The 18,557-nt window shown below is 63.2% G+C and carries 16 protein-coding genes and 1 tRNA gene; 12 read left to right on the forward strand and 5 right to left on the reverse strand.

The window, feature by feature from the left end:
* Positions 1-29: 29 nt before the first annotated feature.
* Positions 30-227, reverse strand: coding sequence for a YjfB family protein (locus tag VEC01_RS18550; RefSeq protein WP_324902397.1), 198 nt, complete (start codon positions 225-227; stop codon positions 30-32).
* Between the two features lie 80 nt (positions 228-307).
* On the opposite strand from VEC01_RS18550, the gene tsaB reads away from it, so the two are divergent.
* Genes tsaB through VEC01_RS18570 form a run of 4 tightly spaced genes read left to right on the forward strand, consistent with a single transcriptional unit; the run spans position 308 to position 3,216 of the window.
* Positions 308-994, forward strand: a complete 687-nt coding sequence (tsaB, locus tag VEC01_RS18555; RefSeq protein WP_324902398.1) for a tRNA (adenosine(37)-N6)-threonylcarbamoyltransferase complex dimerization subunit type 1 TsaB — start codon at positions 308-310, stop codon at positions 992-994.
* Entirely contained in the window at positions 991-1,482 is a 492-nt protein-coding gene (rimI, locus tag VEC01_RS18560; RefSeq protein WP_324902399.1) for a ribosomal protein S18-alanine N-acetyltransferase, read from the forward strand. The genes tsaB and rimI overlap by 4 nt, the downstream gene beginning before the upstream one ends.
* Positions 1,479-2,276: a uracil-DNA glycosylase gene (locus tag VEC01_RS18565; protein WP_324902400.1), complete on the forward strand. Its 798-nt coding sequence runs from the start codon at positions 1,479-1,481 to the stop codon at positions 2,274-2,276. Before rimI ends, VEC01_RS18565 begins: the two co-directional genes overlap by 4 nt.
* On the forward strand, positions 2,263-3,216 hold the full coding sequence (locus tag VEC01_RS18570; protein WP_324902401.1) for a DUF1853 family protein: 954 nt from the start codon (positions 2,263-2,265) through the stop codon (positions 3,214-3,216). Before VEC01_RS18565 ends, VEC01_RS18570 begins: the two co-directional genes overlap by 14 nt.
* Here VEC01_RS18570 and lplT read toward each other — a convergent pair.
* On the reverse strand, positions 3,213-4,475 hold the full coding sequence (lplT, locus tag VEC01_RS18575; protein WP_324902402.1) for a lysophospholipid transporter LplT: 1,263 nt from the start codon (positions 4,473-4,475) through the stop codon (positions 3,213-3,215). The genes VEC01_RS18570 and lplT overlap by 4 nt on opposite strands.
* Before the next feature lie 158 nt (positions 4,476-4,633).
* Between lplT and alr the strand changes: the two genes are divergently transcribed.
* Positions 4,634-5,710 carry an alanine racemase gene (alr, locus tag VEC01_RS18580; protein ID WP_324902403.1) on the forward strand — a complete coding sequence of 359 codons (1,077 nt, stop codon included), beginning with the start codon at positions 4,634-4,636 and terminating at the stop codon, positions 5,708-5,710.
* A 33-nt stretch (positions 5,711-5,743) separates the two neighbouring features.
* On the forward strand, positions 5,744-7,114 hold the full coding sequence (gene radA / locus VEC01_RS18585) for a DNA repair protein RadA (protein ID WP_324902404.1): 1,371 nt from the start codon (positions 5,744-5,746) through the stop codon (positions 7,112-7,114).
* 4 nt (positions 7,115-7,118) lie between these two features.
* On the opposite strand, the gene hpnE is transcribed toward radA, so the two are convergent.
* From hpnE to hpnC, 3 genes are all read right to left on the reverse strand, one after another.
* Complete coding sequence (gene hpnE, locus VEC01_RS18590) at positions 7,119-8,423, reverse strand: hydroxysqualene dehydroxylase HpnE (protein ID WP_324902449.1); 1,305 nt, start codon at positions 8,421-8,423, stop codon at positions 7,119-7,121.
* A gap of 95 nt (positions 8,424-8,518) precedes the next feature.
* A complete protein-coding gene (gene hpnD / locus VEC01_RS18595) occupies positions 8,519-9,352 on the reverse strand; it encodes a presqualene diphosphate synthase HpnD (protein ID WP_324902405.1) in 834 nt (277 codons plus the stop codon).
* 35 nt (positions 9,353-9,387) lie between these two features.
* Entirely contained in the window at positions 9,388-10,230 is an 843-nt protein-coding gene (hpnC, locus tag VEC01_RS18600; protein ID WP_324902406.1) for a squalene synthase HpnC, read from the reverse strand.
* A 143-nt stretch (positions 10,231-10,373) separates the two neighbouring features.
* Here hpnC and VEC01_RS18605 point away from each other — a divergent pair, with 143 nt between their 5' ends.
* The 6 genes from VEC01_RS18605 (at position 10,374) to clpX (ending at position 18,408) form a co-directional block, all read left to right on the forward strand.
* Positions 10,374-11,558 (forward strand): efflux RND transporter periplasmic adaptor subunit, encoded by a 1,185-nt coding sequence (locus VEC01_RS18605; RefSeq protein WP_324902407.1) that lies wholly within the window; start codon positions 10,374-10,376, stop codon positions 11,556-11,558.
* Positions 11,555-14,659, forward strand: a complete 3,105-nt coding sequence (locus VEC01_RS18610; protein ID WP_324902408.1) for an efflux RND transporter permease subunit — start codon at positions 11,555-11,557, stop codon at positions 14,657-14,659. The genes VEC01_RS18605 and VEC01_RS18610 overlap by 4 nt, the downstream gene beginning before the upstream one ends.
* A gap of 199 nt (positions 14,660-14,858) precedes the next feature.
* Positions 14,859-14,945: transfer RNA gene (locus VEC01_RS18615), tRNA-Leu, on the forward strand.
* Between the two features lie 29 nt (positions 14,946-14,974).
* Positions 14,975-16,318 carry a trigger factor gene (gene tig / locus VEC01_RS18620; protein WP_324902409.1) on the forward strand — a complete coding sequence of 448 codons (1,344 nt, stop codon included), beginning with the start codon at positions 14,975-14,977 and terminating at the stop codon, positions 16,316-16,318.
* Between the two features lie 35 nt (positions 16,319-16,353).
* Complete coding sequence (gene clpP / locus VEC01_RS18625; protein WP_324902410.1) at positions 16,354-16,980, forward strand: ATP-dependent Clp endopeptidase proteolytic subunit ClpP; 627 nt, start codon at positions 16,354-16,356, stop codon at positions 16,978-16,980.
* A gap of 159 nt (positions 16,981-17,139) precedes the next feature.
* Positions 17,140-18,408: an ATP-dependent Clp protease ATP-binding subunit ClpX gene (clpX, locus tag VEC01_RS18630; protein ID WP_324902411.1), complete on the forward strand. Its 1,269-nt coding sequence runs from the start codon at positions 17,140-17,142 to the stop codon at positions 18,406-18,408.
* Positions 18,409-18,557: the final 149 nt, after the last annotated feature.

Raw genomic sequence — 18,557 nt, forward strand, 5'->3', positions numbered from 1 at the left:
GGCGGACGCGGCCGGATCCGCCCTGAATCTCAGGCGGTGATGTCGATGTTCTGGCCGAGATGCGGCGGGTTGTTCACGCCGGTAGCGGGCGGCAGCGCTTCCAGCATCGCCGCCGCGCTGCTGGCCTGCACGTCCATGGCTTTCTTCAGGACGGCGACGCCGACCGCCTGGTTGGTTGCCGTTGTCGCAATAGTTGTTGCCAGATTGGCGATGGTTTTGACTTCCATGAAATCCTCCGCTGCTGTTCCCCCTGTTTACGGCGGCGACGCAGCGCAATTTAGGGTGCCTGTCACGGTAAAATACAGGCATGCCTACCATTCTTGCCATTGAAACATCTTCCGAACTGGCGTCCGTCGCTCTGTTGCACAATGGGCAACTGATATCGCATGAAGCCTCCGGTGTGCAAACCCATTCCCAGACTGTGTTGCCGATGACGCAAAGCGTGCTGGCACAGGCCGGCCTGACGCTCTCCCGGTGCGACGCCATCGCCTTCGGCGCCGGCCCGGGTTCGTTCACCGGCGTGCGCACCGCCTGCGGGGTGGCGCAGGGACTGGCATATGGCGCCGATCTGCCGGTGGTGCCGGTGGTGACCCTGCTTGCGATGGCGCAGGCATGCCGCGAAGCCTGCGGCGCCGACGATGTGCTGGTGCTGCTCGATGCGCGGATGGAAGAGGTGTACTGGGCGCAATATCGTTTCGACGACGGATGGCAGGTCGTGACCGCGCCGTCGTTATCCGTGCCGTCGGCCGTGGCGGCCAGCGGTTCACCGGTTGCCTGCGGCAACGGTTTGACAGCTTATGCGCTGGCCTTCGCTGCGCTGCCGCTGTCGAAGATGCTGCCCGAGGTACAGCCGCATGCAGCGCAGGTGGCGCAGCTCGCGGCGCGCGAGTACGCCGCCGGCCGCCAAGTCGCGGCGCGCGACGCGCAGCCGATCTACCTGCGCAACAAGGTGGCGCTGACCACGCGCGAGCGGCAGGCAAAGGTGGCGGCATGAGCGCCATCTACAAGATCGCGGCGAGCTCGCCGGCACTATCGTCGCTGCGCTTTGCGCGGATGCAGGTGTCCGATCTGCCCGAGGTGCTTGCCATTGAGACCGACGTCTACCCACACCCCTGGACACGTGGCAATTTCCTCGACTCCCTGTACAGTGGCTACGAAACCTGGACCTTGCGCGAGCCGGACGGCGCGCTCTCCGGCTACTTCCTGCTGATGCTGGCAGTCGATGAAGCGCATCTGCTCAATATCAGCGTGCGCCGCGATCTGCACGGCCAAGGGGTTGGCCGCATGCAGCTGGACAAAGTGGTCGAGGTCGCGCGCGACAAGGGCATGGCTTCGATCCTGCTCGAAGTACGGCCGTCGAACCTGCGTGCGCTCAGCGTGTACCGGAAGTACGGCTTTGAACAGATCGGCGTGCGCAAGGGGTATTACCCGGCGGCCGGCAATACGCGCGAGGATGCGATCGTGATGAGGTTCCATTTATGAACGCCGGACGCAGCGCCGTATTTCTGGATGAAATGGGTATCGGTCCGCTCTGGCGCCGCCGCGGGATGCCGCTAGCGGAGCCGGCCGCGCCGGTCGCGGTCGCTGCAGCTGCAGCTGCAGCTGCGGCCGAAGCCGAGCCCGTGCCTGCGCCTGCCACGATCGCCGTGGCGGAGCCGTTTGCGCCGGTCGTCCCCGAGGCGCCGCCGGCCGACGATGTCGCCGGCATGGACTGGATGCGGCTGAAGTCCACGGTGGCCGGCTGCGTGAAATGCGGTCTGTGCAACGGACGCACCAAGACCGTGTTCGGCGTCGGCGACGAAAAGGCAAAATGGCTGTTCATCGGCGAAGGCCCCGGCCGCAACGAGGACCTGAGCGGCGAGCCTTTTGTCGGACCGGCCGGCAAGCTGCTCGACAACATGCTGCGGGCGATCGGCTTGAAGCGCGGCGAGAATGCCTACATCGCCAATATCGTTAAATGCCGTCCCACCGACGACACCGGGCGGGACCGTCCGCCGACGCCGGAAGAAGCAGCCGCCTGCCTGCCTTACCTGCAGCGCCAGATCGCGCTGATCCAGCCGACCGTGCTGGTGGCGCTCGGCAAGACCGCCGCTGTCTCGCTGCTCGAACTCGGTCACGACACCCCGGTGTCCTCGCTGCGCGGGACTGTCCACCGTTACGCCGGATTGCCGCTGGTGGTGACCTACCATCCGGCTTACCTGCTGCGCAACATGGCCGACAAGCGCAAGGCATGGGCGGACCTGTGCCTGGCGACGTCGGCATATGCAAGCGCCTGAGCCCGCGCTCACGCATCAGCAGCAGTTCCACGAGCGCTGGGATTTCCTGCACGACCCGCACGTGCGCACGCTGGCGTGGCTCTTGGATGCCCCCGATCTGCTCGACCACGCCGCTTCAGCGTGGCAGGGCAGGATCGCCAGCCTCGGGCCCGCCGATGCGGAAACCCTCGGCTGGCTCGCGGCGTTGGACCGCGAGCCGCAGCAATTGCATGCCTACCTCGCGCTCCAGCCGTTTACCCGACTCGGCCGCTATGCCGAAAAGCTGATGGCGTATTACCTGGAGCACAACAAGCTGCTCTATGCGCATGGCGTCCAGATCCGCAATGACAGGAAGGAAACGATAGGCGAATTCGATTTCCTGCTGCATGGCGAGCAGGGCCTGGTGCACTGGGAATTCGCGACCAAGCTCTACCTGCTCGAGTCAGGCGGGCACGGCCACCATGCGGATTATTTTGTCGGGCCGAATCTTGCCGACACGCTGGGGGCGAAGGTGCGCAAGATGATGGACCGGCAATTGACGCTGCACCTGCATCCGGCAGCCCAGGCTCAACTGGCAAGACCGGTTTTCGCAGCGCAGGCCCTGGTAAAGGGATGGCTGTTCTACCAGGGTGAGACGCCGGCGCCGGTGCTTCCGCAGGGCGTGGCGAGCGCGCATTGCCGCGGGTTCTGGCGCGCACTGAGCAAGGCCGCCTTCCTGCCGGGCGAGCATTACGCAATCCTGCCGCGGCTGAGTTGGCTCGCGCCGGCAAGAGCGGCGCCGGACGAGGTCGTCGGGAAAAAGGAATTGCTGGAGGCGCTGGCCGTGCACTTTGCACAAAGCCCCGCGCCGGTACTGGTTGCGCTGATGGCGCTTCACGGCGACTGCCTGCTGGAGACGGACCGCGGCTTCATCGTTCCGGACGATTGGCGCGAGCGCGCCGCGCGGCGCGCGACAGGTTAATGCTTGTGTTCCCCGATCAGTGCCAGGGAGTCGAACTGGCGCTGGTTGGCAGCATGCTTTTTCATCGCAAGCAGCATGGTGCCGGCCACGAACAGGCCGAACAGCACGATGACGATATTGATGTCCAGGTTCAGCTTCACCATCAGCGCATACAGCATCAGCATTGTCAGCACCGACAGGTTTTCGTTGAAATTCTGCACCGCAATCGAGTGGCCGGCGCTCAGCAGCACATGGCCGCGGTGCTGCAGCAAGGCATTCATCGGCACCACGAAGTAGCCGGCCAGCACGCCGATCAACACCAGCAGCGGATACGCAAGCCAGACGGAGTGGACCATGGTCATGGTGGTCACGATCAGGCCCATGCCGACACCGAGCGGCATCACCGTCAACGCCTTCTTGAGCGGCACGAAGCGTGCAGCAGCGGTTGCGCCGACCGCAACGCCGACTGCGAAAATACCTTGCAGGATTGCAGCTTTGTCCAGCGGCATGTTGAGCGAGCGTTCCGCCCATTTCAGCACGATGAACTGCAGGGTCGCGCCGGCGCCCCAGAACAAGGTCGTGACCGCGAGCGAAATCTGTCCCAGCTTGTCTTTCCACAATGTGGTGAAGCAGCCGGCAAAGTCGGCGATCAGGCGAATCGGGTTGCGCTCCTGGTCAGGATAGTGCGCGCCGGTATCGGGAATCTTCAGATTGAATGCGGCAGCAAGCACGTAGGTGACCATGATGACGGCAAGCGCCGCTTCAGCGGCGGTGTCGATGCCGGAATCAATCAGCGGCAGGTCGAAGCTCAGCAGCATCGTGGAAACATGGGAGTTCACCAGCGCGCCGCCCATTACGGTGCCGAGGATGATGGAGATCACGGTCAGGCCTTCGATCCAGCCGTTTGCGGCGACCAGTTTTTCCGGCGGCAACAGCTCGGTCAGAATGCCGTATTTCGCCGGCGAATAGGCAGCGGCGCCGAAGCCGACCACTGCATATGCCAGCAGCGGATGCACATCGAAGAACATCATCGCGCAGCCTGATATCTTGATCAGGTTGGTGATGAACATCACCCGGCCCTTGGGCATCGAATCGGCAAACGCGCCGACGAAGGCAGCAAGCAGCACGTAAGACAAGACGAAGAACAGCTTGAGCAGCGGCGTCATCCACGCCGGCGCTTTCATGGTTGTCAACAACGCGATGGCTGCAATCAGAAGCGCGTTATCCGCGAGCGACGAAAAAAACTGCGCCGCCATGATGGTATAAAAACCGCGATTCATCCGCATTTTGAGGTGTGCCAGTGCTCTCGTATGTGTCCGGCTTGCTTTATACCATGAAAATATAGGGCAGCACCGGATTTCCTCCGCTTCGGAAATGCAGCGTCCGGTAAAATGCGGGATCTTTCAGCTTCCCCGTGTTTCGACCGGGATCGCACTCCATGCCAAGACCTCTCGTTGCCACCATCAGTATCGCTGCGCTGCAGCACAATCTCTCCGTTGCCAAGGCATGCTCGCCCGGCGCCAAGGCCTGGGCCGTGGTGAAGGCCAATGCTTACGGGCATGGACTGGCGCGCGCCGCCCGCGCGTTTTCCGCCGCCGACGGGCTGGCGCTGATTGAAGTGGAAAGCGCGATCGGCTTGCGCGAACAGGGTTGGCAAAAACCCATCCTGTTGCTGGAAGGCTTCTTCGATCCAAGCGACCTGCCGTTGTGCGCGGCGCACCAGGTCGAATTCGCGGTACATTGCAATGAACAGATCGACATGCTCGAAAAGGCGAGGTTGCCCGCGCAGGTCGACGTCCACCTGAAAGTCAACAGCGGGATGAACCGGCTCGGTTTCGCGCCCGATGCGGTACGCGCGGCGCATGCACGGCTGCAGGCGCTTTCGGCGGTGCGCAGCATTACCCTGATGACGCATTTCGCGAACGCAGACGATGCGGGCAATCCCGGCCTGCCGCTTGCGGAGCAGCTGCGCCGCTTCCGCCTGGCGACCGAGGGATTGCCGGGCGCGCGCAGTGTTTCCAATTCGGCAGCGGTATTGACCCAGCCCGAACTTGCGTGCGATTGGGTGCGCCCGGGCATCATGCTCTATGGCGGCACGCCCGGCGGCAGGAGCGCGCAGGACTTCGGCCTGCGGCCGGCAATGATGCTTGCCAGCGAGATCATCGGCATGCAGCATATCGAAGCCGGCGAGGCGATCGGCTACGGCAGCCGTTTCATCGCCGGCAAGCCGATGACCGTCGGTGTGGTCGCCTGCGGTTACGCGGACGGCTATCCGCGTCACGCGCCTACCGGCACGCCGGTGGTCGTCGACGGATCACGGACCGCGATCATCGGCCGGGTATCGATGGATATGATCACGGTGGACCTGACCGAGGTGCCCGGTGCGCATGTCGGCAGCAAGGTCGAGCTGTGGGGCGAACAGTTGCCGATCGACGAGGTCGCGACGGCGGCCGGCACCATCGGCTATGAGCTGATGTGCGCGCTGGCGCCGCGCGTGCGCGTCGTCGAGCAATGACATCCCAACAACATCTCGCGGTCGATTCCGTCCATGGCTAAACAGAAAACGAATTACACCTGCACCGAATGCGGCGGCGTCGCCAGCAAGTGGTCCGGTCAGTGCCCGTCCTGCGGCCAGTGGAACACGATGGTCGAAACGGTGATGGAAGCCGCCGGCAACCGCTTCTCCGGGCAGTACCAGGGACTGGCGCAGACCGCGCCGGTGCTCAGCCTCGCCGACATCGAGGCGATCGACGTGCCGCGCTTTGGCACCGGCATCGATGAATTCGACCGGGTGCTCGGCGGCGGCCTGGTCGCCGGCGGGGTAGTGCTGATCGGCGGCGACCCGGGTATCGGCAAGTCGACGCTGCTGCTGCAGGCGCTGGCCAACATGTCGAAGGTCAAGAAGGTCCTGTACGTCAGCGGCGAAGAGTCGGGCGCGCAGATCGCGCTGCGCGCAAAGCGCCTGGCGATCGATGCGAAGGATCTGCAGCTGCAGGCGGAGATTCAGCTCGAAAAGATCCTGAATACGCTGGCCGAGCACAAGCCGCAGGTGGCGGTCATCGATTCCATCCAGACAATTTATTCGGACGCGCTCACCTCGGCGCCGGGCTCGGTGGCGCAGGTGCGCGAGTGCGCCGCGCAATTGACGCGCGTGGCCAAGCAGTCGGGCATCACCATCATCATGGTAGGCCATGTGACGAAGGAGGGCGCGCTGGCCGGGCCGCGCGTGCTCGAGCACATCGTCGACACGGTGCTGTATTTCGAAGGCGATACCCATTCCAGTTTCCGCCTGGTGCGCGCATTCAAGAACCGCTTCGGCGCGGTCAATGAACTCGGCGTGTTCGCAATGACGGAAAAGGGCTTGAAGGGCGTCTCCAACCCGTCGGCGCTGTTCCTGTCGCAGCACGACAGCCAGGTGCCGGGCTCCTGCGTGATGGTGACGCAGGAAGGCACGCGGCCGCTGCTGGTGGAAATCCAGGCGCTGGTCGATACCTCGCACGTGCCGAACGCGCGCCGGTTGTCGGTCGGCCTGGAACAGAACCGGCTGGCGATGCTGCTCGCGGTGCTGCACCGGCACGCGGCGATTGCCGCCTTCGACCAGGATGTATTCATCAATGCAGTGGGCGGCGTCAAGATCACCGAGCCGGCGGCCGATCTCGCGGTGCTGCTGGCGATTCACTCATCGATGCGCAACAAGCCCTTGCCGCGCGGACTGGTGGTATTCGGCGAAGTCGGCCTCGCCGGCGAGATCCGGCCGGCGCCGCGCGGGCAGGAGCGCCTGCGGGAGGCGGCCAAGCTCGGTTTTTCGATTGCGCTGATTCCGAAGGCGAATGCGCCCAAGCAAAAGATCGAGGGGCTGAATGTGATTGCGGTAGAACGCATCGACGAGGCGCTGAACCGCGTGCGCGACGCGGAGTGAGCGTTCAGGCGGTAAGTTCGCGGGCGGCCGCCACGGCGCTGCGCACCGCCGATTCCAGCGTTGCCGGATAATCGCCCGCGGTGTAGTCGCCGGCGATATAAAGTCCTTCGATTCCCGTTGCGTTCGCGGGGCGCGCCAGTCCCGGCGTGCACGCGAAGGTTGCGCGTTTTTCCGAGATGACCTTGCTCCAGGCCGGCGTAGCCAGCGACGGCTGCCGGAACACCTGCGCCAGCTGCGCGGCGATCGCAGCGGCCAGCGCCTCCTGGTCCAGCGCAACGGCCTCGCCCGATGCGCTTACCACGACTGCCAGCAATCCGGCATTGGACGGTTCCAGCTGCCCGCGGTCGAACACGAACTGCCCCCAATGTCCGGTAGCCGGATCGTCCCGCAGCGCAAAGAAAGGTTGTGCCAGCGCCAGTGCCGGATCGTATTGCAGGTAGCAGGTGGTGATCGGTTCGAACGCGAGTCCGCCGATCGCGGAGGTGTCGGCAATGCCGTCGAGCAGGGATGCGGCGTGGCCGGGCTGGGTGGCGATGATGACCGCGTCGAAAGCCGGCAGAACAGTGTTCGCCGCTGCGCTCATCTCGATGCGCCAGCCGGCGTCGTCGCGGCGCAGGCGCTGCACCCCGCTGCCGAGCCGGACCGTGCCGCCGTGCTGTTCGATGAATGCGCCGGCGCGCTGCGGAAACAGCGCGCTCAGGTCCACGCGGGGGATCAGCATGTCTGAAGCGGCACGGCGCGCGCCGAGGCTGTCGCGCAGCACGTTCAGGAAGACCTGGGCAGAGGCGTGCTGCGGCGGGGTATTCAGCGCCGCGATGCAGAGCGGGCGCCACATCAGCTGCACCAGCCTCTCGGTCTGGTCCCAGCGTTCAAGCAACTCCGCAACCGTGCAGTCGTCATTCAGCGTCCAGTCCATCCAGCGCGCCGTGCTGGAGAAGCGGGCAAGCGCAAACTTGTCATCCCGGTCCAGGCCCTTGGCGCGCAGCAGGCCGGCAAGCATGTGCAGCGGCGCGGGCAGGCGCGGCGTGACGAAATCCATGCCGCTGCCCTCCGGATAGCGCATCTGCAGCGGCAGCCGCAGCAGCGCGCGCGCGGGATCGATGCCGGCGATGCGCATCAGGCGCAATGTCTCGCGATAGGCGCCGAGCAGGATGTGCTGGCCGTTGTCGAGCAGGCGGCCGTTGACTTCGACCAGCCGCGCGCGGCCGCCGAGGGTGCGGGCGGCTTCGAACAGGTGCACCGACACGCCGCTTTGTGCCAGTTCCACACCGGCGGCGCAGCCCGCCCAGCCGCCGCCAATCACGGCTATCTTCCTTGCGGAGGAAGACTGTGCGCTCCTCGCCCGCTCACCGGGCGCGAGGTTGGGAGTGGAGGTGTGAGGGGCGCGCACGGATTGCGTCAATGTCAGCCTCTGACATAAGTCTTCCACGCCAGCCACAGCTTGCGGATTGGCGTGAGCGAAATCTTCTGGTTCAGCACATGGAAACCGTCGCGCTCGACCTCATCGAGCAGCGCGCGGTAGATCGCGGCCATCATCAGCCCGGGCCGCTGCGCGCGGCGGTCTTCGGCGGGAAGCAGGGCGAATGCCTCGTCGTAGGCGGCGCGGGCGCGCTCGGCCTGGAAACGCATCAGCTTCTCGAAGTTCTCGCCATGCCGCCCGTTGAGGATATCGGCCGCCGTCACGTTGAACTGCTGCAGTTCGTTGACCGGCAGGTAGATGCGTCCCTTGCGCGCATCCTCGCCGACATCGCGGATGATATTGGTCAGCTGGAAGGCGAGGCCGAGCTTTTCCGCATACTGCAGCGTCTGCGGACGGGTGGCGCCGAAGATGCTGGCCGACAGGATGCCGACGGCGCCCGCCACATGCCAGCAATAACGCTGCAAGCCCTTGTAGTCCAGGTAGCGCGTCTGGTCCAGGTCCATTTCCATGCCGTCGATCACGGCCTGCAGATGCTGGCCTTGGAGCGAGTACGTCGCTATGTGCGGCTTGAGCGCCTGCGTGACCGGATGGGTCGGCGTGCCGTCAAGCATCGTCTTGATTTCCTTGCGCCACCATATCAGCTTGTTGCGTGCGACCATCGGGTCGTTGCATTCGTCGACCGTATCGTCCACCTCGCGGCAAAACGCATAGAGCGCGGTGATCGCGCGCCGCCTGTCCTGCGGCAGGAACAGGAAGCTGTAATAGAAGCTGGAGCCGCTTTGCACGGCTTTTTGTTGGCAGTATTCGTCCGGGGACATGAAAAAGGGAGGTGGACTGTTCGGAAGCCGTAATGCTAGCCGACATGCGCGGTGCGCGACAAACTGAATTTCATGCGGGCAGCGCGCCAGAGCATGCACAACCAGTCGAACGGACCGAGTACCGGCCGCCGGCGGAAGACGTCGTAGTCCGCCGCCTCGATGCGCTCCAGAATACGCAGGCCGCCCTGGACCACCAGCCGCAGCTCCCATCCGACGCGTCCCGGCAATCGCAGCGCAAGCGGCGCGCCGGACAGCATCATCGAGCGCGCGCGCTCCACTTCGAAACGCATCAGGCGCCGCCACGCATCATCAATCCGCGCCTGCCCGATGTGCGCTTCGGTCACGCCGAAGCGCGCCATGTCTTCCTGCGGCAGGTAGATCCGCCGCTTGTTCCAGTCCACTGCGACGTCCTGCCAGAAATTGATGAGTTGCAGCGCCGAGCAGATCGCGTCCGAGTCCGCCAGGTTGCGCTGGTCTGCCGCGCCGTACAGGTGCAGCATAAGGGCGCCGACAGGGTTGGCGGAGCGCCGGCAATAGTCGAGTAAAGCCTCTAATGTGGGGTAGCGGGTAGTGACGACGTCTTGCCGAAACGCTGAAATAAGGTCGCGCAGCGGCTGCAGCGGCAGGCGATATTCCGTCGCGATGCCGGCCAGCCGGGAAAACAGCGCGGCGCCGGCGGCCTCGCCTCGTTCGATGCGGTCGAGCGCTTGTTCATAGCGCAGCAGCGCCTGCAGCCTGGCTTCGGCAGGCGCATCGCCCTCGTCGGCAATGTCGTCGGCGCTGCGCGCGAACGCATAGATCGCTTCCACCGCTGGCCGCAGGCGCGCCGGCAGCAGGAGGGAGGCAACCGGGAAGTTTTCATAGTGCTCGACCGGCATTGTCTTTTCACCAATGAATAAAAAGCCATAGGCAAATCGCGTCTGGCGTGCTTATAATTACTAACCGGTCAGTCATTAATATCGATGGCGTTTTGGCCATTTCTGACATTGCATTTTTCAGCCCGAATAGTAAAGGAAAAACCGTGGCCGCTCTGATCAATTCATGTCTTCAGAACAAGCTAAGCCGCCTCGCGGCCTTATCCCTGGTGGGCGCCGTGTTCCTCGCAGGCTGTTCCAAGCCCGTGGAAAAGACGGAAGACATCCGCCCGGTGCGCGCCGTCAAGCTTGCAGCAGATAATGTAGAGGTTCTCGCAGAGTTTTCCGGCGACGTCCGGCCCCGCGTGGAATCGCGCCTCGGCTTTCGCGTCGGCGGCAAGATCGTTTCCCGGCAAGTCGATGTCGGGACGACGGTCAGGCGCGGCCAATTGCTGATGCAGCTTGACCCGCAGGATCTGCAGCTGGCGCAGGCGCAGGCGAATGCGGGGCTGAAGGCGGCGGAGAGCAACCGCGACCTGGCGAAAGCCGAACTGAAGCGCTATCAGGATTTGCGCGAAAAGAATTTCGTCAGCCAGGCTGTGCTGGACGGAAAGGAAACCGCGTTCAAGGCGGCGCAGGCGAGCTTCGAGCAGGCCCAGGCCGCCTATCGCAACCAGACCAACCAGGCCGGTTATACCAGCCTGGTGTCGGATGTCGACGGCGTGGTGACCGGCGTGGATGCCGAGGTCGGCCAGGTGGTCGGCGCGGGCAGCCCGGTGGTGCGCGTGGCACGGGCGGGCGAAAAGGAAATCGTGATCGGCATCCCCGAGGACAAGGTCGATGCGTTGCGCCGGATCTCCGACGTGCGCGTGCGTACCTGGGCCAAGCCGAACGAAAGTTTCCCCGGCAAGCTGCGCGAGCTGTCGCCGGTGGCCGATCCCGCCACCCGCACCTATGCCGCGAAAATCTCGATCCCGAACGCCAAGGATGACATCAAGCTCGGGATGACCGCCTATGTCGCGTTCGCCGCAAAGACGGAGCAGCCCATGATCAAGCTGCCGCTGACCGCGCTGTTGCAGGACAAGGGCGCGACCTCGGTCTGGCTGGTGGAGAACGGCATGGTGAAGCTGGTGCCGGTGCAGATCGCCGGCACGGCCGGCAACGACATCCTGGTCGGCGGCGGCGTGGCGCCGGGCCAGACCATCGTCACCGCTGGCGTCAACCTGCTCAAGCCAGGGCAGAAGGTCAAGATCCTCGGCGACGATCCGGCGCGCTCGGATCACAGGCTTGCGGAGAGCGCCGTCGCGGCGCAGGCCGCCAACGCCGGCTCCGCCATCGGAGTGGCGAAATGAAGGGTGGTTTCAATCTCTCCCGCTGGGCGCTGGAACACATTCCGCTGACGCGCTACCTGATCGTGGCGTTGCTGTTGGGCGGCATCCTCTCCTACGGGCGCCTCGGGCAGGATGAAGACCCGCCGTTTACCTTCCGGGCGATGGTGGTGCGCGCCTACTGGCCGGGCGCCACCGCGCTGCAGATGGCCGAACAGGTCACCGACAAGCTGGAAAAGAAGCTGCAGGAAACGCCTTACATCGACAAGATCCGCAGCTATTCCAAGCCGGGCGAAACCCTGATCATCCTGCAGCTGCGCGAATCGACGCCGCCGAAGGAAACGCCGCCCGCGTGGTACCAGGTGCGCAAGAAAATCGGCGACATCCGCGGCACGCTGCCGCCGGGCGTGGTCGGACCCTTCTTCAATGACGAGTTCGGCGACACCTATGGCTCCATCTTCGCGCTGTCCGGCGACGGTTTCAGCTATGCGGAGATCAAGGACTATGCCGACTTCGTGCGCCAGCAGCTGCTGAAGGTGCCGTCCGTCTCCAAGGTGGAAATGTTCGGCGTGCAGGATGAAAAGATCAACATCGAATTCTCGAGCAAGAAATTCGCACAGCTCGGCATTCCGTTCGAATCCATCGTGTCGCAGCTCAACGCGCAGAATGCGGTCGAGTCCACCGGCGTGCTGGTGACGCCGACCGACAACCTGCAGGTGCGCGTGAGCGGCGCGATGATGACCGTCAAGGACCTGGAGAGCCTGGAACTGCGTGCCGGCGCCGGCACCTTCCGGCTTGGCGACTTCGCGACCGTCAAGCGCGAGTACAAGGATCCGCCGCAGGACAAGATGCGCTACAACGGCAAGGAAGTCATCGGCCTCGGCGTGTCGATGGAGAAGGGCGGCGACATCATCCAGCTCGGCCGCAATCTCGAAGCCACGGTCGGCACGATCAAGGAAAAGCTGCCGGTCGGCATCGAGCTCGAGCGCGTGTCCGACCAGCCGAAGGCGGTCGCGTCCTCGGTCAATGAATTCCTGTTCACGCTGGCCGAAGCGGTGCTGATCGTACTCGCCGTCAGCTTCGTGTCGCTCGGCCTGCATACGCGGCCGTTCCGCATCGATGCGCGGCCGGGTCTGGTGGTGGCGCTGACGATTCCGCTGGTGCTGGCGGTGACCTTCCTGTTCATGAGCATCCTTGGCATCGACCTGCACAAGATTTCGCTGGGCGCGCTCATCATCGCGCTCGGCCTGCTGGTCGACGATGCGATCATCGCGGTCGAAATGATGGTGCGCAAGATGGAAGAGGGCTTTTCCCGCTTCGACGCCGCGACCTTCGCCTATACATCGACCGCGATGCCGATGCTGACGGGGACGCTGATCACGGCCGCCGGGTTCCTGCCGATCGGGCTGGCGAAATCGGCCGCGGGCGAGTACACCTTCTCGATGTTCTCCGTAAACGCGCTTGCGCTGATCATTTCCTGGTTCGTCGCGGTACTGTTTACCCCCTACATCGGCTATGTGCTGCTCAAGGTGAAGCCGGCGACCAACGCGGACGGCCAGCATGAGCTGTTCGACAGCCCGTTCTACGTGCGCTTCCGCCGGCTGGTGAACTGGTGCGTGGAATGGCGCAAGACCACGATTCTCGCGACGCTCGCCATCTTCGCGCTCGGCGTGCTCGGGTTCCGCTTCATCGAGCAGCAGTTTTTCCCGGACTCGAGCCGTCCCGAGCTGATGGTGGAACTGTGGATGCCGGAGGGGACCGCGTTTGCCGCAACCGAGGGCCAGGCGAGGAAGTTCGAAAACTTCATCCGCAAGCAGGAAGGCGTGGAAAGCGTGACGACCTATGTCGGCACCGGCAGCCCGCGCTTCTACCTGCCGCTGGACCAGATCTTCCCGCAAAGCAATGTGTCGCAGGTGGTGGTGCTGGCCAAGGACCTGAAGGCGCGCGAGACCTTGCGCCTGAAGATCGTCGACGCGTTCAAGAACGATTTCCCTGAGGTGCGCGGACGCGTGAAGCTGCTGCCGAACGGGCCGCCCGTTCCCTATCCGGTGCAGTTCCGCGTCACCGGCTTCGAAGTGGCCAAGGTGCGCGCGATTGCCGACCAGGTAAAGGAAGTCATGCGCGCCAATGTGAATACCATCGGCGTCAACGACAACTGGAACGAGTCGGTGAAGGTGCTGCGCCTGGACGTCGACCAGGACAAGTTGCGCGCGCTGGGCGTGAGTACGCAGACGGTCATGCGCGCGGCGAACACCATCCTGACAGGTACCACGATCGGCCAGTTTCGCGAGGATAACAAGCTGATTGATATCGTGATGCGCCAACCGGTGGAGGAGCGCTCGACCATCAGCGCGCTGAACGAAGCCAACATCCAGACCGCCAGCGGCCGTTCGGTGCCCCTGGCGCAGGTGGCGCGCGCCCGTTTCGTGTGGGAGCCGGGCGTGGTCTGGCGCGAGGGCAGGGAATGGGCGATCACCGTGCAGTCGGATGTGGCCGACGGCATCCAGGGCCCGACCGTGTCGAGCCAGATCAGTCCGGAACTGGACAAGCTGCGCGCAGCGCTGCCGGCCGGCTACCGCATCGAGCTCGCCGGCGCCGCGGCCGACAGCGGCAAGGCGCAGGAGTCGATTGCTGCCAACGTGCCGCTGGTGATTTTCATCATCTTCACCTTGCTGATGCTGCAGCTGCACAGCTTCTCGCGCGCCTTGCTGGTGTTCCTGACCGGACCGCTCGGTGTCGCGGGCGCGGCGATGGCCTTGCTGATCCTGCAACGCCCGTTCGGCTTCGTCGCACAGCTCGGCGTGATCGCGCTGTTCGGCATGATCATCCGGAACTCGGTGATCCTGATCGACCAGATCGAGCATGACATCGCGCAAGGCGCCGCTCCCTGGAATGCGGTCGTGGAAGCCGCAGTGCGCCGCTTCCGCCCGATCATACTGACTGCGGCTGCGGCGGTGCTGGCAATGATCCCGCTGTCGCGCTCGGTGTTCTGGGGGCCGATGGCAGTCGCGATCATGGGCGGACTGATCATCGCGACGGCGCTCACGCTGCTGTTCCTGCCGGCGCTGTACGCCGCATGGTTCCGCGTGAAGAAGCCCGGGCCGGAGCTGGCGGTGATTCCGTAACGCGAAGGAGGAGGGGCCATGCCGGCGCGGCTCCTCCCATTCCCGCAGCGAAAATTCGGGACAGCCGGGATAAAAATCCAGTAAAATGCCGGGTTGAAGTTGAAGAGCTAATAACAAAGGCGGTGTCCGCGGACACCTAGGTGGGCGACCGGACTTCAGGGTCGCCCTTTGCTTTTGTGCATAATCAATACAAAGCCGCGCGAGGATGGCGAAATTGGTAGACGCACCAGGTTTAGGTCCTGACGCCAGCAATGGTGTGGGGGTTCGAGTCCCCCTCCTCGCACCATAGAGAACAACATTTTTTGGACGATTCAAATGGCAACTGCAGTCGAAACCCTGGAAAAACTCGAACGTCGCATGACCATCACCGTGCCGCTGGCAGATGTGAAGGCGGAAGTGGAAAAGCGCCTGAAAATCCGTGCGCGCACCGCTAAGGCCCCCGGCTTCCGTCCGGGCAAGGTGCCGATGAAGATGGTCGCCCAGCAGTACGGTTACCAGGTCGAGTCCGAGGTTTTGAACGACAAGGTCGGCCGCGCGTTCAGCGAAGCCGCCAGCGAGAACAACCTGCGCGTGGCGGGCTATCCGAAGATCGAGCCCAAGACCGGCACCGGCGACGACGTCGTGGCCTTCGACGCCACCTTTGAGGTGTATCCCGAGGTGAAGATGGGCGACCTGTCCACCGCCGAAGTGGAGAAGGTCAAGAGCGAAGTGACCGACGCCGAAATCGACAAGACCGTCGACATCCTGCGCAAGCAGCGCGTGCATTACCACACCAAGGGCGAGCACGGCGCGCATGGCGACGGCGGTGCGGACCAGTCGGCACAGGATGGCGACCGCGTCACCGTGGACTTCGTCGGCAAGATCGACGGCGTGGAATTCCAGGGCGGCAAGGCAGACGATTTCGTGTTCGTGCTCGGCGAAGGCCGCATGCTGAAGGAATTCGAAGACGCCGCGCGCGGCCTGAAGGTCGGCGAGTCCAAGACTTTTCCGCTGACCTTCCCCGAGGATTACCACGGCAAGGATGTTGCCGGAAAGACCGCCGAATTCACGATCACGATGAAGAAGGTCGAGTGGGCGCACCTGCCGGAAGTCGACGCCGACTTTGCCAAATCGCTCGGCATTCCCGACGGCGACCTGGCCAAGATGCGCGAAGACATCAAGGTCAACCTCGAGCGCGAAGTCAACGGCCGCGTCAAGGCGCGCACCAAGGACAGCGTGATGAACGCCCTGATCAAGGTTGCCGAACTGGACGTGCCGAAGGCGCTGGTGGACCAGGATGTCGAGCGCCTGATCGAAATGGCGCGCCAGGACATGGCGCAACGTGGCATGAACGTCAAGGACATGCCGTTCCCGCCCGAACTGTTTACCGCGCAGGCAGAGCGCCGCGTGCGCCTCGGCCTGATCCTGGCCGAAGTGGTCAAGGCCAACAAGCTGGAAGCGACCCAGGAGCAGGTCAAGGCCCAGGTCGAGGAATTCGCACAGAGCTACGAAGATCCGCAACAGGTGATCAAGTTCTACTTCAGCGACCGTCGCCGCCTCGCCGAAGTGGAAGCCCTTGTTTTGGAGGATAATGTCGTTAACTATGTGCTTGGCAAGGCCAAGGTGACCGAGAAGCCGGTCGCATTCGACGAATTGATGGGCAATACCGCACAAGGCTGATTCCGGCCGGTGCGAACTCCATGAGGAAAAAGCACATGTCAGGCATGTTTAGAAATTCCGCACTCGATACCGAAATGCTCGGTATGGTGCCGATGGTGATTGAACAGAGCGGCCGCGGCGAGCGCGCGTACGATATTTACTCGCGCCTGCTGAAGGAGCGCGTGATCTTTCTGGTGGGGCCGGTCAACGACCACAGCGCCAACCTGATCGTCGCGCAACTGCTGTTCCTGGAAAGCGAAAATCCCGACAAGGACATTTCGCTGTACATCAATTCCCCCGGCGGGTCGGTCTCGGCCGGCATGGCGATCTTTGACACCATGCAGTTCATCAAGCCGGACGTGTCCACCCTGTGCACCGGCCTGGCGGCTTCCATGGGCGCCTTCCTGCTGGCCGCGGGCGCCAAGGGCAAGCGCTACTCGTTGCCGAACTCGCGCATCATGATCCACCAGCCCCTGGGCGGCGCCCAAGGGCAGGCGGCGGACATCGAGATCCAGGCGCGCGAGATCCTGTACCTGCGCGACCGTCTGAACCACATCCTGGCTGAAAAAACCGGCCGGAGCGTGGAACAAATCAGCAAGGATACGGACAGAGATAATTTCATGTCTGCCGCGGATGCGGCCGAGTATGGCATGATTGACAAGGTGCTGACGTCGCGCGTCTGACGCGGTTGTCCCGCGAAAAAACGCCCGGACGAAAGCCCGTCCGGGCGTTTTTGTTTTACGCCTCGGATGTCGTGGAATTCCCCAATTTATTGCGCGCTGTCGTGACGAATTTGGATTTCGCAGGTAATATCAGTTCAATCTCCACCCATAATTTGCTTTATGTCTGACAAAAAATCCTCCAGCGGCGAAAAATTGCTTTACTGCTCCTTCTGCGGTAAGAGCCAACACGAGGTAAAGAAACTCATAGCGGGCCCGTCGGTGTTCATTTGCGACGAGTGCATCGACCTGTGCAACGACATCATCCGCGACGAGGCGTCGAGCATCGAGTCGGTTTCCGGTCCCAAGTCCGACCTGCCCACGCCGCAGGAAATCTATGAATTGCTGGGCCAGTACGTGATTGGCCAGGAGACGGCAAAGCGCATCCTGTCGGTGGCGGTGTACAACCACTACAAGCGCCTGAAACACCTCGGCAAGAAAGACGACGTCGAACTGGCGAAAAGCAATATCCTGCTGATCGGCCCCACCGGTTCCGGCAAGACGCTGCTGGCGCAGACCCTCGCGCGCATGCTGAACGTGCCGTTCGTGATCGCCGATGCGACGACGCTGACAGAGGCCGGTTACGTGGGCGAGGATGTCGAGAACATCATCCAGAAGCTTTTGCAGAACTGCAATTACGAAGTCGAAAAGGCACAGAAGGGGATCGTCTATATCGACGAAATCGACAAGATCTCCCGCAAGTCGGATAACCCGTCCATCACGCGCGACGTGTCCGGCGAAGGCGTGCAGCAGGCACTGCTGAAGCTGATCGAAGGTACGATGGCGTCGGTGCCGCCGCAGGGCGGGCGCAAGCATCCGAACCAGGATTTCGTGCAGATCGACACGACCAACATCATGTTCATCTGCGGCGGGGCGTTCGACGGCCTGGCCAAGATCATCTCCAACCGTTCGGAAAAAAGCGGCATCGGTTTCTCCGCGTCGGTGAAGAGCCAGCAGGAGCGCAATGCAAGCGACGTGCTGCTTGGCGTGGAGCCGGAAGACCTGATCAAGTTCGGCCTGATTCCGGAGCTGGTCGGCCGTCTGCCGGTTGTGGCGACCCTGAGTGAACTAAACGAGGACGCCCTAATCCAAATCTTGCTTGAACCCAAGAATGCCCTGATCAAGCAGTATGCGAAGCTGCTGCAGATGGAAGGGGCGGAATTGGAGGTTCGGCCAGCAGCATTGCACGCAATTGCCAGAAAGGCGCTGGAGCGCAAGACTGGTGCGCGCGGGTTGCGCTCCATCCTGGAGCATGCTCTGCTGGAGGTAATGTTTGAATTGCCCAGCCAGCAGAACGTCGCCAAGGTGGTGATTGATGAAAACTGCATCGTCAACGGAGCGAAACCCCTGTTGATCTATCACGAGCAGCCCAAGGTTTCAGGGGCGAAGTAGCCGACAAGCCAAACGCACATGGAGCCAGGCCCGTTTTCTTCCAGAAGCAGTAGAATTTGAACAGACCGGAATCACTTCAGGCTTCCATCGTAAAGCCACCCGAGGGCGACTTCGTGTGTGGCTTTTTTTATTGCGAACTTTGAAAGAAA

Source organism: Noviherbaspirillum sp. (assembly GCF_035627455.1).
GTDB lineage: Bacteria > Pseudomonadota > Gammaproteobacteria > Burkholderiales > Burkholderiaceae_D > Noviherbaspirillum.